General features: G+C 61.6%; 19 protein-coding genes. 12 read left to right on the forward strand and 7 right to left on the reverse strand.

What is annotated here, in order from left to right; all coding sequences use genetic code 11:
* Positions 1–78: 78 nt before the first annotated feature.
* The 3 genes from HMPREF3176_RS02970 to secA all read left to right on the forward strand — a co-directional run bounded on the left by HMPREF3176_RS02970 (position 79) and on the right by secA (position 4623).
* A complete protein-coding gene (locus HMPREF3176_RS02970) occupies positions 79–831 on the forward strand; it encodes a ComF family protein (RefSeq protein ID WP_070458103.1) in 753 nt (250 codons plus the stop codon).
* 152 nt (positions 832–983) lie between these two features.
* Positions 984–1628, forward strand: coding sequence for a ribosome hibernation-promoting factor, HPF/YfiA family (gene hpf / locus HMPREF3176_RS02975; RefSeq protein ID WP_070458105.1), 645 nt, complete (start codon positions 984–986; stop codon positions 1626–1628).
* 205 nt (positions 1629–1833) lie between these two features.
* A complete protein-coding gene (secA, locus tag HMPREF3176_RS02980) occupies positions 1834–4623 on the forward strand; it encodes a preprotein translocase subunit SecA (protein ID WP_070458108.1) in 2790 nt (929 codons plus the stop codon).
* 33 nt (positions 4624–4656) lie between these two features.
* Here the strand turns inward: secA and HMPREF3176_RS02985 are convergent, their stop codons facing one another.
* Both HMPREF3176_RS02985 and HMPREF3176_RS02990 read right to left on the reverse strand, forming a co-directional pair.
* Positions 4657–5046 carry an Rv3235 family protein gene (locus HMPREF3176_RS02985; RefSeq protein WP_070458112.1) on the reverse strand — a complete coding sequence of 130 codons (390 nt, stop codon included), beginning with the start codon at positions 5044–5046 and terminating at the stop codon, positions 4657–4659.
* A 33-nt stretch (positions 5047–5079) separates the two neighbouring features.
* Positions 5080–6024 carry a LysM peptidoglycan-binding domain-containing protein gene (locus tag HMPREF3176_RS02990; RefSeq protein ID WP_070458115.1) on the reverse strand — a complete coding sequence of 315 codons (945 nt, stop codon included), beginning with the start codon at positions 6022–6024 and terminating at the stop codon, positions 5080–5082.
* Positions 6025–6227: 203 nt separating this feature from the next.
* Between HMPREF3176_RS02990 and HMPREF3176_RS10310 the strand changes: the two genes are divergently transcribed.
* Positions 6228–6767: a hypothetical protein gene (locus HMPREF3176_RS10310; protein WP_070458117.1), complete on the forward strand. Its 540-nt coding sequence runs from the start codon at positions 6228–6230 to the stop codon at positions 6765–6767.
* A gap of 2 nt (positions 6768–6769) precedes the next feature.
* Here HMPREF3176_RS10310 and HMPREF3176_RS03000 read toward each other — a convergent pair whose 3' ends face one another.
* Positions 6770–7003: a helix-turn-helix domain-containing protein gene (locus tag HMPREF3176_RS03000; protein ID WP_070458120.1), complete on the reverse strand. Its 234-nt coding sequence runs from the start codon at positions 7001–7003 to the stop codon at positions 6770–6772.
* Between the two features lie 268 nt (positions 7004–7271).
* Between HMPREF3176_RS03000 and HMPREF3176_RS03005 the strand changes: the two genes are divergently transcribed.
* From HMPREF3176_RS03005 to HMPREF3176_RS03015, 3 genes are read left to right on the forward strand one after another with little or no spacing between them, the layout of a single operon-like run.
* Entirely contained in the window at positions 7272–7823 is a 552-nt protein-coding gene (locus tag HMPREF3176_RS03005) for an SAF domain-containing protein (protein WP_168161940.1), read from the forward strand.
* Positions 7820–9007 carry a CpaE/TadZ family protein gene (locus HMPREF3176_RS03010; RefSeq protein WP_070458126.1) on the forward strand — a complete coding sequence of 396 codons (1188 nt, stop codon included), beginning with the start codon at positions 7820–7822 and terminating at the stop codon, positions 9005–9007. Before HMPREF3176_RS03005 ends, HMPREF3176_RS03010 begins: the two co-directional genes overlap by 4 nt.
* A gap of 38 nt (positions 9008–9045) precedes the next feature.
* Positions 9046–9492, forward strand: coding sequence for a hypothetical protein (locus tag HMPREF3176_RS03015; RefSeq protein WP_070458129.1), 447 nt, complete (start codon positions 9046–9048; stop codon positions 9490–9492).
* Here HMPREF3176_RS03015 and HMPREF3176_RS03020 read toward each other — a convergent pair.
* A complete protein-coding gene (locus HMPREF3176_RS03020) occupies positions 9489–9992 on the reverse strand; it encodes a DUF2505 domain-containing protein (protein WP_070458131.1) in 504 nt (167 codons plus the stop codon). The two genes, HMPREF3176_RS03015 and HMPREF3176_RS03020, sit on opposite strands and share 4 nt — an antisense overlap.
* Before the next feature lie 103 nt (positions 9993–10095).
* On the opposite strand from HMPREF3176_RS03020, the gene HMPREF3176_RS03025 reads away from it, so the two are divergent.
* Entirely contained in the window at positions 10096–11601 is a 1506-nt protein-coding gene (locus HMPREF3176_RS03025; protein ID WP_070458134.1) for a sensor histidine kinase, read from the forward strand.
* 97 nt (positions 11602–11698) lie between these two features.
* Here HMPREF3176_RS03025 and HMPREF3176_RS03030 read toward each other — a convergent pair whose 3' ends face one another.
* On the reverse strand, positions 11699–11947 hold the full coding sequence (locus HMPREF3176_RS03030) for a WhiB family transcriptional regulator (RefSeq protein WP_016664986.1): 249 nt from the start codon (positions 11945–11947) through the stop codon (positions 11699–11701).
* A gap of 248 nt (positions 11948–12195) precedes the next feature.
* On the opposite strand from HMPREF3176_RS03030, the gene HMPREF3176_RS03035 reads away from it, so the two are divergent.
* Positions 12196–12630 carry a hypothetical protein gene (locus HMPREF3176_RS03035; RefSeq protein ID WP_016664985.1) on the forward strand — a complete coding sequence of 145 codons (435 nt, stop codon included), beginning with the start codon at positions 12196–12198 and terminating at the stop codon, positions 12628–12630.
* Positions 12631–12643: 13 nt separating this feature from the next.
* Here the strand turns inward: HMPREF3176_RS03035 and HMPREF3176_RS03040 are convergent, their stop codons facing one another.
* Positions 12644–13369, reverse strand: a complete 726-nt coding sequence (locus HMPREF3176_RS03040; RefSeq protein ID WP_070458137.1) for an SOS response-associated peptidase — start codon at positions 13367–13369, stop codon at positions 12644–12646.
* A 14-nt stretch (positions 13370–13383) separates the two neighbouring features.
* Positions 13384–14598 carry a YihY/virulence factor BrkB family protein gene (locus HMPREF3176_RS03045; RefSeq protein WP_070458139.1) on the reverse strand — a complete coding sequence of 405 codons (1215 nt, stop codon included), beginning with the start codon at positions 14596–14598 and terminating at the stop codon, positions 13384–13386.
* Positions 14599–14833: 235 nt separating this feature from the next.
* Here HMPREF3176_RS03045 and HMPREF3176_RS03050 point away from each other — a divergent pair, with 235 nt between their 5' ends.
* Genes HMPREF3176_RS03050 through HMPREF3176_RS03060 form a run of 3 tightly spaced genes read left to right on the forward strand, consistent with a single transcriptional unit; the run spans position 14834 to position 17885 of the window.
* Positions 14834–16057, forward strand: a complete 1224-nt coding sequence (locus HMPREF3176_RS03050) for a TadA family conjugal transfer-associated ATPase (protein ID WP_070458143.1) — start codon at positions 14834–14836, stop codon at positions 16055–16057.
* Complete coding sequence (locus HMPREF3176_RS03055) at positions 16054–16932, forward strand: type II secretion system F family protein (RefSeq protein WP_070458146.1); 879 nt, start codon at positions 16054–16056, stop codon at positions 16930–16932. Before HMPREF3176_RS03050 ends, HMPREF3176_RS03055 begins: the two co-directional genes overlap by 4 nt.
* Positions 16929–17885 carry a type II secretion system F family protein gene (locus HMPREF3176_RS03060; RefSeq protein WP_070458148.1) on the forward strand — a complete coding sequence of 319 codons (957 nt, stop codon included), beginning with the start codon at positions 16929–16931 and terminating at the stop codon, positions 17883–17885. Before HMPREF3176_RS03055 ends, HMPREF3176_RS03060 begins: the two co-directional genes overlap by 4 nt.
* The last annotated feature ends 35 nt before the right edge of the window (positions 17886–17920 follow it).

Below are 17920 nucleotides of genomic sequence, written 5' to 3' on the forward strand. Positions count from 1 at the left end.
GCCCTCCACAGCGACGTTCCATCCTCAGCATGCCGAGGAGGCTCATCAGCTGACGGAGAAACGCGGTCGAATGGAGCCATGAGACGACGCATCACCTCGGCGCTCGCGCGCACCCTTGCATGGGCATGTCACACTCTCGTGCCGTTTTCGTGTGCGTGCGGAGAACCAGGGCTTCACATGTGTGATGAATGTGCGAGTGCCCTTTCGGGTGGGATGATCCGCGTGGAGGAGGTATGCGAAGGGGTCTGCGAGGCACGGCCAAGTGCCGACGGCCGCGAGATCGAAGCGCTGCCGATGTTTCCCGTGGTGACTCTCGCCGAGTATGAGGGGCGCGCGAAGAACCTTGTTCTCGACTACAAAAACGGAGGGCACTTCGCGCTCGCGCAATACTTCGGGCCACTCCTTGCGGATGCTCTCGCCGAATTCGCTGAGCGGTGCGCCCACAGACATATCCTCGTCGCGGTACCCTCACGCAGCGAAGCGGTGCGGCGCAGGGGAGAGGATCACATGCGACTCCTCGCCGAACACGTGAGCGCACACGCGCGGGTGCGCCTAGCCCCGGCGTTGCGCCTCAGTGGGCCGAGCCAACACTCGCGAACGAAGCGCGAGAGGGCGGCCGGGCGAGGCCGTGTGATCGGGCCGAGGAGAAGCGACGAATGGGAGGGGTTGCGCGGCGTTTCGGCGGTCATCCTTGATGACGTTGTCACGACAGGCACAACTCTGAAAAAGACAAGCGATGCTCTCGCAGGGCTTGGGGTGCACACCTGCGCGGCACTGACGCTCGCGTCTGCGAGGGTTCCGCGCACACACGTTCCCAGTCTACTCGTGTGATCTGCGGTACGTTTTCAGTCAGAAGCCTCATAATTGAGAGACCACAAAGCGGCAGGGACGCCGCGAACCTCGTGAGGAGGAGGTGAACCACCCACCCGTAGAACCGGGCGGATCGTGGCCGCCCATTCACTTCTCAACTCTGGAGGATTTCCATGGATATCAATGTTGTTGGCCGCAAAATGGACGTTTCTGAACGCTTCCAGCGCCACCTTGAGGACAAGCTCAGCAAGGTTCCTCAACTAGCGCCAAGCGCAATGCGAGTGGACGTTGAAGTTTCGTCCGAAAAGAACCCGCGCCGCGCCGACGAAAGCGAACGCGTTGAGCTCACCGTCCATGACGAGGGGCAGATCATCCGCTCCGAAGCACGCTCCGGGGACCTATACTCTGCACTCGACCTCGCTCTTGACAAGCTTTATGAGCGCCTCCGCCGCCTCGCAGATAGGCGAAAGGACCGGCACCGTGGCCGCTCCAAGGGACATGGCGCTGATACCGAGACGCTCCGCAAGATGCAGGCCGATGCGGACCGGATTGAAGAGCTTTTCGCCAAAGCCGAGTCAGGACCACGCGAGGAGAATGATGACAGCGACACGGAGGCCCCTGACGACCCCGCACTTGATTCCCCCATCGTCATTCGCGAAAAGAAGCACAAGGCCACGCCGATGAGCATCGACGACGCCCTCTACCAGATGGAGCTCGTCGGCCACGACTTCTACCTTTTCATTGATGAGGAAACCGCCAACCCGAAAGTGGTGTACCGCCGCAAAGGATGGAACTACGGCGTTATCGAATTGGAATAATTGTGACCCGCCGCGAAAAATCCAGCTAAGTTGCGATTTTTCCGGTGTGTGATGACTTACTCGAGGGGTCCGGGCGCTCAAGTAGCGCGCGGACCCCCTTTGCCACGTAGACTGGCACGGTTCGCGCTGTTATCCGCAAGGAAACCGCGCCGTGAGTGTTCCGCACGCGCGCGTGCATGACGAGATCCTCTAAGGGAGTTTTCCAGTGGCCAAGCTTTTCGACGTCATCCTTCGTGCCGGTGAAGGCCGCGAGCGTAAACGCCTCGCCGACATCGCTCAACGTGTCGATGATATCGAGGAAGGCTTCCTCGAACTCACCGACGATGAACTTCGAGAAGAAACGGACAAGTTCAAGAAGCGTCTCGCCGACGGCGAGACGCTCGACGACATCCTGATCGAAGCCTTCGCGACCGTTCGCGAGGCCGCGCGCCGCACACTCGGCCAGCGCGCCTACCCCGTGCAGCTCATGGGCGGTGCTGCACTCCACCGCGGCGAGATCGCCGAAATGAAGACCGGTGAAGGCAAGACCCTCGTCGCGACCCTTCCCGCATACCTCAATGCGCTCGCCGGCAAAGGCGTCCATATCGTGACGGTCAACGATTACCTCGCGAAGTACCAGGGTGACATCATGGGCCGCGTATTTCGCATGCTCGGCCTCACAACCGGCGTGATCGTCTCCGGCCAGGACCCCGTGGAGCGCCGTAAGCAGTACGCCGCAGACATCACCTACGGCACGAACAACGAATTCGGCTTCGACTACCTGCGCGACAATATGGCGCACTCGGTTAGCGATAAAGTGCAGCGCGGCCACTTCTTCGCAATTGTCGATGAGGTTGACTCAATCCTCATCGATGAAGCCCGCACGCCCCTCATTATTTCCGGCCCGGCCACGGGTGACGTGAACAAGTGGTTCGCTGAGTTCGCGCGCGTCGCAACTAAGCTCAAGCGCGACCGTGACTACGAAGTCGACGAAAAGAAGCGCACCGTCGGCATCCTTGAGCCGGGGATCGACCTCGTCGAAGACCAGCTCGGCATCGACAATCTCTACGAGTCGCTCAATACCCCGCTCATTGGCTTCCTTAACAACGCCATTAAGGCCAAAGAGCTCTTCAAGCGCGACAAGGACTACGTCGTCATGAACGGCGAGGTCATGATCGTCGATGAGCACACGGGCCGCATCCTTTCTGGCCGCCGCTACAACGAAGGCGTCCACCAGGCGATCGAAGCTAAGGAAGGCGTCGCGATCAAAGCCGAGAACCAGACGCTCGCGACGATCACCCTCCAGAACTACTTCAAGCTCTACGACAAGCTCGCGGGCATGACCGGTACCGCCGAAACTGAGGCTGCCGAGTTCATGGGTACCTACAAGCTTGGCGTTGTCCCAATTCCCACGAACCTTCCTCTTCAGCGCATCGATCAGATGGACCAGATCTATCGCACGGAGAAGGCGAAGTACCGCGCGGTCGTCGCCGATATCGAGGAGCGCCATAAGAAGGGCCAGCCGGTTCTCGTTGGCACGGTGAGCGTGGAAAAGTCCGAGTACCTTTCCGGGCTGCTCAAGAAGAAGGGCATCCCTCACAACGTCCTCAACGCTAAGAACAACGAGGGCGAGGCTGCCGTTGTCGCGATGGCGGGCCGCAAGGGAGCCGTCACAGTCGCGACCAATATGGCCGGCCGAGGCACCGACATCATGCTCGGCGGAAACGTCGAGTTCATGGCGCATAAGGAACTCGAGAACCGCGGTCTCAGCGCCGAGGAACAGCCCGAGGAATACGAGGCGGCGTGGGACGACGCGCTCGAGAAAGCTCGCGAACAGGTCGCCAAGGAACACGATGAGGTTGTCGACCTCGGTGGTCTCTACGTTCTTGGCACGGAGCGCCACGAATCCCGCCGCATCGATAACCAGTTGCGCGGTCGTTCGGGCCGCCAGGGAGACCCCGGCGAGTCCCGCTTCTACCTGTCACTTCAGGATGATCTCGTGCGTCGCTTCTCGCAGGGGCGTGCCGAACAGATTCTTGAGCGCGGAGGTGTTGACGAGGACACGCCGCTGACAGGCAGGATCGTGACAGGGTCGATCCAAGGCGCTCAAAAGCGTATCGAGGCGCAGAATTTCGAGATTCGTAAGAACGTCGTGAAGTACGACGACGTTCTGACGAAGCAGCGTGCCCGCGTGTACGAAGACCGCAACCGCATTCTCGAAGGCGAGGATCTCGAAAACTCCATCACTGGCTACATCGACGACGTCGTGGGAGCGCTCGTGCGTAACGCGACCGCCGGCAAGAGCGCCGAGGACTTCGAACTCGAGGAGCTCTGGGGCTCGCTCAAAGCGCTCTACCCCGCCTCCATCACGGCCGAGGACGTCGTTGAGGAAGTTGGAGGCAAGGAAAACCTCACGGCAAAGCGTCTTGAGCGTGAGATCCGCTCCGACATCGCGCTTGCCTATGAAAAGCGTGAAGACGAGCTCGGAGAAGCAGCGATGCGCCAGCTTGAGCGCCGCGTTCTCCTTTCGGTGATCGACCGGCGCTGGCGCGAGCACCTCTACGAGATGGACTACCTCAAGGAGGGAATCGGGCTTCGCGCTATGGCCCAGCGAGATCCGGTTATTGAGTATGCGCGCGAGGGCTTCCTGATGTACAACGACATGGTCGCTGGCATCAAGGAAGACGTCGTGGGGTACCTGTTCAATCTTGATGTCAAGGTGCAGCAAGCACCCAGCAAGGGGCAGGTTCCCGAGCAGGTCGCAAAGCTCGTGCGCGAAGCTGCGGCTCAGGCAAAGGCTGTGCCGGGTGGGGCGAAAGCCGGGTCTGGGGCCACAAACCAGGCCAGCGACTCCGAAGGCATCGAGATCGCGGCGAAAGGTCTTGGCGAAGGGCCGAAGGTTGAGGACTTCTCCTACAGCTCCGCTGAGGGCGAAGTAGCCACCGAGCGGCCGCTCTCGCGTGCCGAGCGTCGCCGCAAGGAGCGCGAGGAGCGCAAACGCACGAAAAACAACTGACCTTCGCCGTCGGTTAAAGCCTGCTGAGGTGCGTTAGCCGAGTTCGAGAGTTGTAATTTTCCAGCCGGAACGCTTCTTCTCCCACCTCATGCACACGAATCTGGGGCGAAGGGAGTCTCGCACGACCGAGTTCGCCTCGATCACGCTGTCGCTGACTTGACATATGTGCACGCCGCCGACACTCACGCGTGGGGCGACTTTGATACCAGCAGTGTGCCGGTAGGCGTTGACGTAGGAGACGCGTTTGGCGAAGTTTTCCTGTTCTTGCGGAACGAGAACTTTGCCTAGCGACGTGACGGGGCGATAGCCGTTGAGTACCTCAAGTGCTTGACGCGAGACTGCCTCGACGAGCCTGCGTGCCTTGATGTCGTCGTCGAATGGGGTTTCGATGCGCGGTGACGGGGAATGAGGATTGGTGAGCATGGCGTGAATCTTTCTGCGTGGTGCGGCTAGCGATCAAAGGTTGAAGTTTTGGCCGGGGAAGATTAGATCGACGTCGTCGATTTCGGGATTGAGCGCGGCGATTCTCTCGATTTCGCGAACGATAGCTCCGTTGGTGGGGCGTTCACCGTTGAGGCTGGTGAGATGGCGCTTTGCGATCGTCCATAGCGTGTCGCCCTGCTTCACTGTGTAGGTATCGCTCGAACGTGGCGCCGTTGCGGTGCGAGCGGCGGTAGGAGCCGGAGATGCGTTTTCTTGCTCGATAGCGTTTGGGGCAGCCGCTGGCGCTGGGAGGGCCTGTGATGCGCCGCTGTACGCCATCGATTGCGAAGGTGTGGGCTCCGCGGTCGTCTCTAGGCTTGGGATGATGCCCGAGCTTGCCTCTCGTGGAGCCCAACCGAGGGTGGTGACGTCGGATAAGGGAATGCCTTCACTATTGCCGATAGCCTCCACGGGGTTGTCTCTTTCTCCCGAATCGGAGGCGTGTGGAGTGGCTGTGGCAGACGGGGGCGTTGGTGCGGCATCGGCGAGAGCCCGTGTGGGGTCGCCAAGGGAGAGGGCTGTTGCCGAGATCCCAAGTGCGACGACCGCGAGCCGCGCGGCTCGCGGAGACCAGAGGCGTAGAGCCTTGAGAGCGAATGCGCGGCGAGAGGAGTGCCTGGGCGCGGTGAGCGCGCATGAGATGAGAATCCAGGTCACGCTTAAGTGCGCGGTGAGCGCGGCGAGCCCTCCGGCGCCTAACGCGAAGACCGAGAGCGCGAATTTTCTGGTGCCTTCGCTCGAGTGAGCGCTATGCAGCGCGAAGGTGAGTGCACCGACAGCGGCGACGCTCGCGATGAGCCACGCGAGCGCCTTGGCGAAGGCGCGAGTCTTTCGAATTTCGACGGGTGCCAATGTGGAGAGCTCGGTGGACTGGAAGCTCTCTGCGCGATGGCTGTGCGCGGTCAACGTCGTGGTCACAGTGTTCCCCCTATGCGTGAGTGCGACTGCTCGCGCGCAGAAACGTCGAAGCTTTGCTGAAGCAGCGGAAAGCCTCTCGGGAGTACTGAGCACGTACGCACCATTTGATGCAGTTTGATGAACTTTGATGTTCGTGAATGATGTTATGTGCTTTTTGGTGGATGTGCAAGAGGTCACTGTGGAGAGTGCGATACCTTGTCGCCATGAGTGCCGATGACCGTCTCGAGGATCTCGATCGCTGGCTCGAGCGAGAGCGCCTTGAACGCATTCGCCAAGACGCGCAGGAGCTCGCCGAAGCAGAGCGTGCGGAAGTGGGACTCCTCGACCGAATCGCGGGGACCGCGGGACAGGCTGTGACGATAAGTCTTTGCTCGGGTCGGGCATACGAGGGGCGCGTGCGACGTGTCGGCCGCGATTGGATCGAGCTCGATGCTCTCCACCCCTCGCGCACAATGATCGTGAACGCGGCGAAAGTCGCGTGGGTGAGTGGCGCTCTTGGTCGGGTGCGACCCGGTGACGAGCGGCGACCGCGGCTAGGGCTGCGCAGTGCCGTGCAAGAAATGGCCGAAACTGGGCGTCGTGCAGTGATCGTGACGGTGACCGGGGACCTTACCGGGGTGGTGGCGCGAGTGTTCGCAGATCACTGCGAGATCAGGGCGGTCGCAGGGGCCGACGCTTCCAGGCGGACGCAGAGCGTTATTTCCGTGCCGTTTTCCTCGCTTGAAGCTATCTGGGTCGTTTAGCTCTATCGCGTGCGCTCGGCGGTGCGGGCGCTGTTGTGCGCATTAATTTCCGCTTCGGTCTCGGCGTAGGCGCGATCGACGAACGCGCGTAACTCGGCCTCTTCAACGCGCCACTGGCCGCGCCCTCCAAGTTTGATTGCGCGCAGACTTCCGCTACGCACAAGCGAGTAGGCCTGCGGTTTTTCGATCGCGAGGATCTCGCACACCTCATCGAGCGTGTAGAAGTGCATTGGCATGGTGCTCCTCGGTCAACTTGGCTCTCCACTATTTTTGCATGAACAGTCATCCGGATTAGCGACCCTGTGGATAAGTGTCGACGGGTTGGCGCCCCGGCAGTTGTCCACATTTGGAAAAACCGCTCGCATGCTGCCACGACTGTCGTTATGCTCGTCGTGAACTACGTGGTTCACGAACATTGGGGGGTCAATGGGGGAGCGCACGCGCTTTCGACGCATCAGAAAGAATCCATACCGCGATACCCGCTTGCTTACGGGCGCTGCACTCGTGTTAGGTAGCACTCTCGTCGGGGGCCTGGCATTCACGATGGTGTCCTCGAGCGAAGACGTTCTTGTCGCGACAACCGATATCGCCGAGGGTGACGTGCTCACACCCGAACAATTTACGGTGGCCGAGGTCCGCATGGGGGAGAGTCGTGAGCACTACGTGCACAAAGCCGCCTCGATCGCAGAGGGAAGCGTTGCCCGTGAAAGCATCGCGCGAGGAGAGCTTCTACCCCGCAGCGCCGTCGGGCAAGCGGCAGATTCATCGATGCGTCCCGTTACCATTCAGGTCGATCAGCCAGTCACGTCTTCGCTCAAAAAGGGTGCACTGGTTGACGTGTGGGCTTCCGGTGGTGAGGATGCAGCCAATTCGACGATCCTCGTGGAGGGTGCCGTCGTTCGAGGCGTTGATGAGGGTGGCGGGCTCAGTGGCCGTGGCGCGCGAGTTGAGGTCCTCATCCCCTCCGCACACGTGGCAAGCGTGCTCGATGCACTCGGAACAAAGCGCAACCTCTATGTTGTCGAAGCGCCGGGGCTTTTTGAGGATTCCGAATGATCGACATCCTCGTGTGCGCGTCGGGTGCTGACGAAGTTCAGCTGGTTTCGACCATCGCGCAGCGACTTTCCACTCGTTGCCGTGTGCTTAGGCGGTGCGTTGACCTTACGGAGCTTCTTGCTCTCACACGAGCCGAACTCGGCGATGTTCTCCTTCTCGATGTTGATGTTGCGGGGCTTTCGCGTGAAATCGTCCACGAGATCAGGCGTGGGGGAACCGGCGTCATTGCCGTGACATCTCAGTCGAGCCGCACCGATCCTGCGACACTTGGAATCACCCTCGAAGTGCACGGCGGAATCGATGCCGATGAGCTCTACGACTTGCTCTTGCACGCGGGGCTCGAAACGCAGGATCCCGATCACTCTACGTGGACCCAAGAGCCAAGCACCGACGAAGCAGCCTCTCCGATGGTGACCGTATGGGGCCCCGAAGGCGCCCCCGGGCGCTCCTTCGTCGCCGCACATCTTGCGCACGAACTGTCGCTTCTCAGAGGCGAGAGCATTCTCATCGATGCCGACACCTACGGTCCGTGCCAATCACAGATTTTCGGCGTCCTTGATGAAGTGCCCGGGCTCGTCGCCGCATGTCGAGCAAGCGATAAAGGCGCGCTCACAGCCGAGCTTGTCCTCCAGTATTCTCCGCTCGTAAGCGAAGACCTCCACCTCCTCAGCGGAATAGGCGTCCCGTCGCGTTACATCGAGGTCTACGACAATGCCCTCGAAGCGGTATGTGGAAAAGCTCGAGAGGCGACGAACACCGTCGTCGTTGATGTCGCCGCGCCACTGGACCACGAGGGCAGCGGGGGTGACTTCGGGGCTCAGCACCGCAATGGCACCACGCGAACCGCACTTGTGTCGGCCTCACACGTGATCGCCGTTGTGGCCGCTGATCCCATTAGCGTGACGCGCTTTGTGCGTGAAGCTCCCCAGGTCATGGAGCTCGCGCGGAATCCCGTGACCGTCGTCGTCAACAAACTCGACTCAAGCGTGACGCTCGCGAGCATCGAGCGGACTCTTCGCGCGCGCCTCGATTTTGATACGTGCCTCGCCCTCCCGCTCGATGCCGCGGTAGCCTCTCGCGCGAGGTGGGACGGCGTCCTCCTGTCAGAGTCTGCACCGAAATCGAAACTTCGGCAGGCGCTCACGCGGCTCGCCACTCACGTCGACCAGAATCTTCTTCGGTAGTCTTGAGGCCTCAGCTGTTACTAGCCAAGGAGAGGCACATGCGCGTGTTCTGCCCTGTGGATGCGCTCGCGGGAGATACGAGCGTTCTCGATATGACGGTCCCGACGTTCGACCTTCCCGCAGGCGCGCGGGTGTGGGGTGTGCCGGCCTCGGCGACTAAGGGGCTCGCTGGTGATGAAGCCGAAGAGCGCGAATTCGAGGCGATGTGTGAATGCATCCTGTCCCTCGCCCACGCGCACAGAAGTGGGGGCCGGATTGCGATCGCAGCGTTTGACCTTCCCGATCGCGCACTCGAGAGCGACGCCTCGGCCGACGTTGGCGAGTGGTCGCACCTCCTTAAGAGCGAGGCGATAACGGTGCCGCTACGGGCCTATCTCATCACCCAGAATTCGGCCGCTGAGGTTGCCGACGATCCCTACGCTCCCGATGTGTTGTGGTTCGACGCGAGCGAAGCCAGCGCCGTCAGGGAGTTCCTCGAAGCCTAGCGCTCGTTTGCGAGGACGTCGTTGGCAAATGCTTCCTCGGTGTCGAAGGCATCGCCCGCTGCTTCGTGTGCGGCCTTTTCGATTGCGCCTCCCACGAGGGGAATTTTTACGCTGAGGTTTGCCTCGATGCTCATGCGCGAGCCGTCGCCGCTGCCGCTGAGAGTAAAGTCCGCCGAAAGGTCGACCGGAAGAGAGGCGACCGTCGCGCGTAGGCGCCCCGTCCGGGAGCCGCCGTCGGGAGCGTCCCAGTCATGCACGATGGTCACGTCGAGGCGCCCGGGCAGGAAACGGCTGAACTTGTCGTGGTCGATCTGCTCGCGTGGCACAGTCGCCTGGATCGTCGTGGTGAAGGCGCTGTCGGGATTGCCCTGGACATCCACGTGCGTATCGTTCACGCCGAGCCTTCGCGCACGCTCAGCTGCGTGCTCACTGCTCGCGTAGAAGCGTGCGACGCGCTCGACGCTCGCGCTGTAGTCGATGGTGTCGTGGAGTGTTTTCACTGTCGTCTCCTCACATCTGGTGCTGACCTAAGACTAGCGGCGCGCGGCGAGACGAGCGTGTGCGCGGTGCCGGACTCAAGCCGTGAGGCAGTAGGCTTGAGATATGGCTCCCACCGTGAACAACGTGCTTACCTATGACGATGAAACGCCGAGGCCCGAGGTTGAGTGGCTCCAGCTTCTCCTCGGTGATTGGCAGGTCGTCTCGGACCTGCTGGGTTCCGATCTCGTGCTGTGGGTGCCGCGCGAAGAGGGGATGTGCGCGACCGCGCATTCGCGCCCGGCTAACGGCAGTACGGTGTATTTCGAGGACCCGATCTCGAGTGTCTACACGCGTGAGGATTGGCCTGAGCTACTCGCGGCCTATGACAATGCGGGAGCGGGCATCGACGATGTCGACACATTCGTGACGGTCGAGCGCGAGTCTCGCCCCGCATTCGTGCGCTTTGCCCCCGTTCGTCGCAAGGGCGTGGTCCTCGCGATCGTGTCGATCGAATCGTTTACATCGCCCGCCGATGCGCGACTCACCGCCGCGGAAGTGGAGCAGCATCGGCTTGGCCGAGAATTGCTGCTCATGATGGGGGAGGGGGCGTTCCCCATTAAAGGGGCGCCCGTTCCGCCCCGCCGAGGGGCTCCTCGTGTGGGTGACGGTTGGGTGTCGGTCGATAGCGAAGGTGTTGTCAAGGCCGCCTCTCCGAACGCACTTTCCGCCTTCCACCGCTGTGGGATGCAGGGAGACATGGTGGGGTCCCTCCTCGCGGAGCTCGCGACCGCAGATCTGCAATCTCGAATTCCCGTCGATGAGTCGCTTCCACTTGTGTTGACGGGGCGCGCCGCGTGGCGCGTCGACATGCAGGCAAAAGGCGGGATCCTGTCACTGCGCGCGATCCCGATCACGCGCCGGGGGCAGCGAACGGAGGCCATCATTCTTGTACGCGACGTGACCGAGGTGCGCCGTCGCGAAAAAGAGTTGATGACTAAGGATGCGACGATCCGCGAGGTTCATCATCGCGTCAAGAACAATTTGCAAACGGTCGCTGCGCTTTTGCGCTTGCAATCGAGGCGCATGAAGTCCGACGAGGCGAAGGACGCGTTGCTTGAGGCGATGCGGCGCGTCTCGACGATCGCACTGGTTCACGAATCCCTCCTGCAGGGCAGCGAAGAGACCGTTTTGCTTGACGACGTGATCGATCGCTGCCTGCGCCTCGCGGTCGATGCCGCCTCGGCAACGGTGCATGACGGTGACCACGCGAGCGGCATCGGGCAGGTTACGGTCACGACTCACAAGGTTGGCAAGGCAGGGCTCGTACGCGCGGAGGAGGCGACCCCGCTGGCGCTTGTCTTGACGGAGCTCGCCACGAATGCCGTCGAACACGGACTTTCGGAAACCGGAGGAAACCTCACGATCACGAGCGAGCGGAGCGGAACCCATCTCGTGATTGACGTCGACGACGACGGCAAAGGGATGCCCAGCAGGCCCGAGGGACTCGGCACGAACATCGCGCAAACACTCGTGCAGGGGGAGCTTGGTGGCGTTCTCACCTGGGAGAATAGGCCCGACGGTGGCACGCGCGCCACGATTGATGTGTATCTCGACCCGATCTCACGCTAAGGAGTGGGGAGGGCAAGTCCAGAGTTGACGCGGCTGTACCTCGCGGCAGTAACGCCGCTGGATACGGTTCGAAAAATACGCCTGTGTGTAGTGGCCGTTAGGCGACGCGTCGCGCTCGCGCGGTGCGGCGCTTAAGTGAGCGGCGCTCATCTTCGGAAAGGCCGCCCCACACGCCGGAATCCTGGCCGGATTCGAGCGCGAACTTCAAGCAGATGTTCATGACCTCGCAGCGTTGGCACACGGCCTTGGCTTCCTGGATCTGGGTGATCGCCGGTCCCGTATTCCCGATGGGGAAGAAAAGCTCGGGATCTTCGGTGAGGCATGCAGCGCGGTGGCGCCAATCCATCGGGTCACTCTCTCTTTCCAGTGCATCGTGACCGTAGTGGGGTCACAATGGCGTGTGGCCCAGTGGGCCTCGACATCAATGCATATCGCCTCTAACACGGTGGTGTCGAAGCGATGTAGTACTCTATTGTTCCTGGCAACGTCGCTAATGGACAAGGATCTAGCGAGAAGATCCCTCGTTATCTTTTCCACACCGCCTGCATCTTGCCAGCGGCGGTCACACGGCGTACCGGGCATTAGGGTGGGGGCATGACTTCCGTTAGCGGTGCCCCCGGTTCCAAGGCGCAATCTCAACGCCCCACGCACCCTCTGCGCCGCGTGAGCGCTGCGCTTCTCGTGGTCGAGGCGCTCCTGCTTCTCGCCGCTGCGCTCTATGCCCTCGTGACGCTCCCCGCTCAGTCCCCGAAACTCTCAACGCTCGCCGTGGGACTCACCGCATGTCTAGGGATCTTCGCCCTGATGGTCGCGCTTGCCGCGCGTTCGCTCATGAAACGCGGTCGCTACGGCGTGAGCTTTGGAGTGACATGGCAGCTTTTTCAGGCGTTGATTGGGGGAAGCCTCATCCGTGGAGGTCTCCTTTGGGCTGGCTTTACTGCGCTCGCCCTCGCGATTGCGCTGTTCGTTCTTCTCATACGCCCTGAGAATCGACCCGATCGCGAGCTCTTTATCGCCGACGAGGACTAAGCCGCCGACGGTTCTAGGCAGGCGTCGGATTCTGCCGATCAATGAGATGGGCGCCCTCGTTCGTCACGTTTCCAACGTCGTCTCCCACCCGGTAGGCTTCAAGTGCTTGAGCTGGGAGCTGCCCTTCAGAGCCGTTGATCCAGGTATGGGCGTCGTTCCCCGTTGCGAAAGACTCGAAACCGAGCCAAGTTTCGCGGCCCTCAGGGTTGAGGAAAACGGGCATGCGGGAATGGATTCGTTCGAGTTGTCCCTCGGCCGCTTTCGTAATGATCGTCGCTGTCAACAGCCATGCGGCTTCTGGCCGCGCAGGGTCTTTCCACCATGACACGAGGCCGGCTGCATACAGGAGTGGGGCGTGCGGATCGTGGAGGTGGTATGGGATTTTCCCGTTCGGTCCCGATTGCCATTCGTAGTAGCCGTTCATGGGGACGAGGGCACGATAGCGGCTAAGGGAGCCGCGAAAACTTGGCTTTTCTACGAGAGTTTCCCGTCTCGCATTAAAGGTTTTCGCGGAGAACGAGAGGTCTTTTGCGAACCGTGGGACGAGGCCCCAATGGGCGGTACGCACAGCTCTTGCGAGCGTGCCGGTATCGCGTTCGACCCCCTCGGTCACGACATAGATCGGCGTCGTGGGAGGGATGTTGTAGCGCGCCGCCAGGTGCGGATCGGCGCGATCGAGGGCGCCGATGTCATCGAGAAGCGGCTCGATCTCCTGGAAAAACGCGAAACGCCCGCACATGGCGACGCCGCAGCCTAATCCTGCGCGTCGCGCGCGCTGTTCTCGGTGGCTGAAGCCGCGGGCTCCTCACCCGATGACTCGTCGCTTTCGGAGACGGAGAAGACATCCTCGTCGCCCTTGCGAAGCGCGTCCTCACCCGCGAATGTCGCCGTGTAGTTGCCCTGGTTTTTGTAAAGGTTGCCGACGCGGATTTCGCGACCTTCCTCAACGATCTTGGCGTATTTGAGGTCGGCTTTGGTGGGCGGTTCGGCGCCTCGACTTGGAAGTTCGAAACCGTCCTCGGCGGGCATACCAGCGGCGAGCTGGCGCCCGCGCAAAACCTCGGCATCGAACGCCGCGCCGAGAATGAGCACGATGCTCACGACCCACAGGACGAACAGGATTGCCATGACGCCACCGATGGCGCCGTAGCTCGAGTAACTCGCCGCGGTCGACATGTAGATGCTGAGGGCAACGAGCGCGAGGGCAATGCCCACGATGGCGAAAATTCCACCCGGCGAGATGAAACGGTACTTGTGCTCAAGATTCGGCGTCGCCCAGTACAGCAGCGACACGACAGCGAACAAAAGTGCGAGCATGAACGGCCACTTCACCCACGCCCAAATCGGGATAAAGGTGTCGGTGAGGAAGGACAGAAGATCCGGCATCTGGATCGCCGAGAAAATGGGTCCAAAGAGGGAGTCGACCATGCTTTGGTTGAGCAACATGGAAATGAAGAGCAGGAGGATTCCCACGATGAGTGCGGCAGTGACCGCGAGCATCGAGAGGTTGAACTTGACAGGGCCGCGGGTCTCCTCCACCCGGTAAATTTTGTTGGAGGCTCGCGAGAATGCCTTGACGAACGCCGAAGCCGACCACAGGGCGGTCACGATACCGATGATGAGAGCGATCGTGCCTGAGGAGGTCGACCCGAGGAGAGATTTGAGTGTGGATTCGATCGGGCCGCTCAGATCGCCCGAGCCCTTCGCAATGTTCGACTTCGCCACTGCATCGGTAATGAGCCCGACGATTTCGTCCTGGAAACCGCTCAGCACGAGTGCAGCGAGCGAGAAGAGGGCTAGGAGGGATGGGGCGATGGCGAGGACGATGAAGTATGTGAGTTGAGCGGCGAGATCCGTTCCGCCAGCTCTAGAGAATTCCGTGAGAGTGCGCCTTGCCGCGTACGTCCATTCGGTCTTCGACATCTTTGCTTCGGCCGCGGTATCGCGGGTGGAAAGGCGCGTTGCCATGCGGTCATCCTCTGGGACGGGGAACGGGACGACGTGAGTCTATACGGCCGATCTGCACGTATGCCGCACCGCACACGCACCCGCAGTCTGGATAACCCAGGAATACTTATCCACAATTGCCGAACAGTGTTTCGTGTGCCCTCAAACTCTGGTACAAAGATGACAGAAAGCCCCAGGGGGACGGGGCGCGGGGAGCCTTGAGTAGGCGCCACGATTGCATAAGGGGGGGAAACCCATGCACGACGCACTCGGCATCATCGAGGCCGAAGCTCGCCAAGCGATTCGCGAGCAGGGTCTCGATGCGACGTCGTCGTCACTCGACGACCTCATCGCCACAGTTGTCAACGAGTACGACGCCAAAGCCGCCCGTGGTGAAGTCCCCGCGTTGCGTGAGCGCGAGTCGGCCGTGGGGGAAGTGGCCGCACGCATCGGAGGTTTCGGCGCCCTGCAGACGTTCCTCGACGATCCGGAGATCGAAGAGATCTGGATCAACTCGCCGAGCGAAATCTTCGTCCACCGGCACGGCGTCAGTGAGTTGACCCCACTCGTGCTCTCGGCCGGCGAAGTTCGCGGGCTCGTCGAACGAATGCTTGCGCAAACGGGTCGCCGCCTTGACCTCAGTACACCATTCGTCGACGCACTTCTCCCCAGCGGTGCGCGCCTTCACGCCGTGATCCCGAATGTCACGCGCAAGCACTGGTCCGTCAACATCCGAAAGTTCATCTCAAAAGCACACTCGCTCGCAGACCTCGTCGCGTTAGGGTCCCTCACGCAGCAAGCTGCCGACTTCCTCGACGCGAGCGTAAAGGCAGGGCTCAACATCATCGTCTCCGGGAGCGTAGGCGCAGGCAAAACGACGATGGTCAGTTGCCTCGGCTCGGCCGTCTACCCGCGCGAAAGAATCGTGACGATCGAGGAAGTATTCGAACTCAACATTTCCGCACGGGACGTCGTGGGCATGCAGTGCCGGCAGCCGAACCTCGAAGGCGTCGGCGAGATTACGATGCGCCGCCTTGTGAAGGAGGCGCTGCGTATGCGCCCCAGCCGCATAATCGTTGGCGAGGTTCGTGAGGCCGAGTCGCTCGACATGCTCATCGCGCTTAACAGCGGCCTTCCAGGGATGGCCACCATTCACTCCAACTCCGCCCGCGACACGATCGCCAAGCTGTGCACGCTCCCGTTGCTCGCGGGCGAAAACGTCAGCGGCTCGTTCGTGACGCCTACCGTCGCGAACGCAATCGATCTTGTCGTCCACCTCGACCACCTTCACGATGGCACCCGTCGAGTGCGAGAGATCGTCGCCGTTCCGGGGAGAGTCGAAGATTCCGTAGTCGAGCTCGGACACATTTTCGAGTTCCGTCGCGGCCGGCTATGCAGGGGCGACGGATACCCGCCGCACCCCGAACGGTTCGAACGAGCCGGTTTCTCGCTATCGACCCTCCTTGGGGACAAGCGATGATCCCGGGCTTTGCTGCTGGAGCTCTCTTCGGCCTCGGGCTCGTGACGATCTGGTCAGCGTTTTGGCCCCGTGAAGCCAGGAAGCCGGTTCGGGTAGGCTCGCGTACCCGTATTGAGCAGCGAATCCGCGACGATTTCGCCCGGATCGGGCTCTCGAGTGCACGCCCGCATCACCTTCTTATTGCGTCGGTGCTCACCGGTGGCGTGGCTTTCATCCTCACTTTAGGGCTCAGCACCGCGATGATCCCGAGCGCCGCTGCAGGGGTCGGCGGAAGCCTTTTCCCCGCATGGGCGCTGCGAGCACTGGCAAGGCGTCGGCAAGAAAACCTCCGCGAAGTATGGCCGGAAGTAATCGACCTCGTGGGATCGGCTGTCCGCGCGGGGCTCTCGCTGCCCGAATCGCTCGCCCAACTCGCCGATCGCGGTCCCGAGCAACTGCGCTCGTCATTCGGTGAATTTGCGAGGGAATACCACGCTACCGGCGATTTCTCCTACAGCCTCGATCGACTCAAGGCGCGCTTGAGCGACCCTGTTGCGGATCGCATCATCGAGGCACTGCGCATTACGCGAGACGTGGGCGGAACCGATCTCGGCACGCTTCTACGTACCCTGTCATCGTTCCTTCGTGAAGATGCGCGCGTGCGCTCCGAGCTCGAAGCGAGGCAGAGTTGGACGGTCAACGGGGCGAAGCTCGCCCTTATCGCCCCGTGGGTGGTGCTCGGGCTCATGATTCTGCGACCCGAAGCCGCAGAGGCCTACGACTCGGCCGCCGGCGGCATGCTCATCATCGCTGGTGCGCTCGTGTCGTTCTTCGCTTATCGCCTCATGCTCGTGCTCGCGCGCTTGCCACAAGACGAGAGGGTGCTGCGCAAATGATCATCCGCGACAATACGCTCACGATCGTCATTTTGGGGTGCACCCTCGGCGCACTTTTTGGCCTTGGCCTCGCTCTCGTGATCCTCGAGAATCCGTGGCGGCGGCCTCGGTCAGTTGAGGCTCGCGTCAGCCCGTACATCAAACGGGGCAGTGCGCGTGGAGCAATCGGTTTTCTCGAGAACAGTGCACGAGTGCATCCCGTCATTGACGCTAGCGTGGGCCCGTTTCTCGAGAGTGTGCGCGCTTTTGCCGCGCGGGCGCTCGGGAGTCAACGTGAGATCGAGAAGCGTCTCGCGCTCGCGGGTGGTCGGATCACCTATCGCGATTTCAGAATTCAGCAGTTCACCTGGGCGATAGTGGCGTTCGTGGCGAGCGCTGCCCTCGGGATGGGGCTGTTCGCGCTCGAGCGAGCGCCGCTCATTGCGCTCCTCGCACTTGTCGTGATCGCAAGCGTGACCGCACCGCTCGTGCGCGACTACCTCCTCACGAGCGCGATTTCGTCGCGGAAGCAGGCAATGGCGCGCGAATTCCCCACTATTGCCGATCTACTGGCCCTCGCGATTTCAGCAGGGGAAGGGCCAATCGCGGCAATGGAGAGAGTCGCGCGCACCTCTCAGGGAGAGCTTTCGCGGGAACTGGCGATTGCAGTCTCCGAGATCCGCGCGGGAGCGAGTCTCGAGGACGCACTTATCAGTCTTGGGACCCGCTCCCCGCTCGACTCCCTCTCGAGGTTCGCGGAAACCATTGCCGTCGCCCTCGAACGAGGCACCCCACTCGCAGATGTCATGCGCGCGCAAGCGCAAGATGCCCGCGAGCTTTCGAAGCGGACCTTGATGGAGAGCGCAGGGCGGCGCGAGGTGTACATGCTTCTGCCCGTCGTCTTCCTCCTCATGCCGCTCGTCATTGTGTTTGCGGTCTTCCCCGGCATCACCGCACTCCAAGTGGGGCTATGACAGGCATGGCCCCGCGTTTTGCAATTTTGGTATCC

The organism is Dermabacter sp. HMSC08H10 (assembly GCF_001807585.1).
In the GTDB taxonomy this organism is placed as follows: domain Bacteria; phylum Actinomycetota; class Actinomycetes; order Actinomycetales; family Dermabacteraceae; genus Dermabacter; species Dermabacter hominis.

What these genes read in the sequence shown, in the direction of transcription:
- HMPREF3176_RS02970 (WP_070458103.1), top strand. Translation starts at nt 79, where the DNA reads ATGAGACGACGCATCACCTCGGCGCTCGCGCGCACCCTTGCATGGGCA.
- hpf (WP_070458105.1), top strand. Translation starts at nt 984, where the DNA reads ATGGATATCAATGTTGTTGGCCGCAAAATGGACGTTTCTGAACGCTTC.
- HMPREF3176_RS02985 (WP_070458112.1), bottom strand. Translation starts at nt 5,046, where the DNA reads ATGCTCACCAATCCTCATTCCCCGTCACCGCGCATCGAAACCCCATTC.
- HMPREF3176_RS10310 (WP_070458117.1), top strand. Translation starts at nt 6,228, where the DNA reads ATGAGTGCCGATGACCGTCTCGAGGATCTCGATCGCTGGCTCGAGCGA.
- HMPREF3176_RS03000 (WP_070458120.1), bottom strand. Translation starts at nt 7,003, where the DNA reads ATGCCAATGCACTTCTACACGCTCGATGAGGTGTGCGAGATCCTCGCG.
- HMPREF3176_RS03010 (WP_070458126.1), top strand. Translation starts at nt 7,820, where the DNA reads ATGATCGACATCCTCGTGTGCGCGTCGGGTGCTGACGAAGTTCAGCTG.
- HMPREF3176_RS03015 (WP_070458129.1), top strand. Translation starts at nt 9,046, where the DNA reads ATGCGCGTGTTCTGCCCTGTGGATGCGCTCGCGGGAGATACGAGCGTT.
- HMPREF3176_RS03025 (WP_070458134.1), top strand. Translation starts at nt 10,096, where the DNA reads ATGGCTCCCACCGTGAACAACGTGCTTACCTATGACGATGAAACGCCG.
- HMPREF3176_RS03030 (WP_016664986.1), bottom strand. Translation starts at nt 11,947, where the DNA reads ATGGATTGGCGCCACCGCGCTGCATGCCTCACCGAAGATCCCGAGCTT.
- HMPREF3176_RS03035 (WP_016664985.1), top strand. Translation starts at nt 12,196, where the DNA reads ATGACTTCCGTTAGCGGTGCCCCCGGTTCCAAGGCGCAATCTCAACGC.
- HMPREF3176_RS03040 (WP_070458137.1), bottom strand. Translation starts at nt 13,369, where the DNA reads ATGTGCGGGCGTTTCGCGTTTTTCCAGGAGATCGAGCCGCTTCTCGAT.
- HMPREF3176_RS03045 (WP_070458139.1), bottom strand. Translation starts at nt 14,598, where the DNA reads ATGGCAACGCGCCTTTCCACCCGCGATACCGCGGCCGAAGCAAAGATG.
- HMPREF3176_RS03050 (WP_070458143.1), top strand. Translation starts at nt 14,834, where the DNA reads ATGCACGACGCACTCGGCATCATCGAGGCCGAAGCTCGCCAAGCGATT.
- HMPREF3176_RS03055 (WP_070458146.1), top strand. Translation starts at nt 16,054, where the DNA reads ATGATCCCGGGCTTTGCTGCTGGAGCTCTCTTCGGCCTCGGGCTCGTG.
- HMPREF3176_RS03060 (WP_070458148.1), top strand. Translation starts at nt 16,929, where the DNA reads ATGATCATCCGCGACAATACGCTCACGATCGTCATTTTGGGGTGCACC.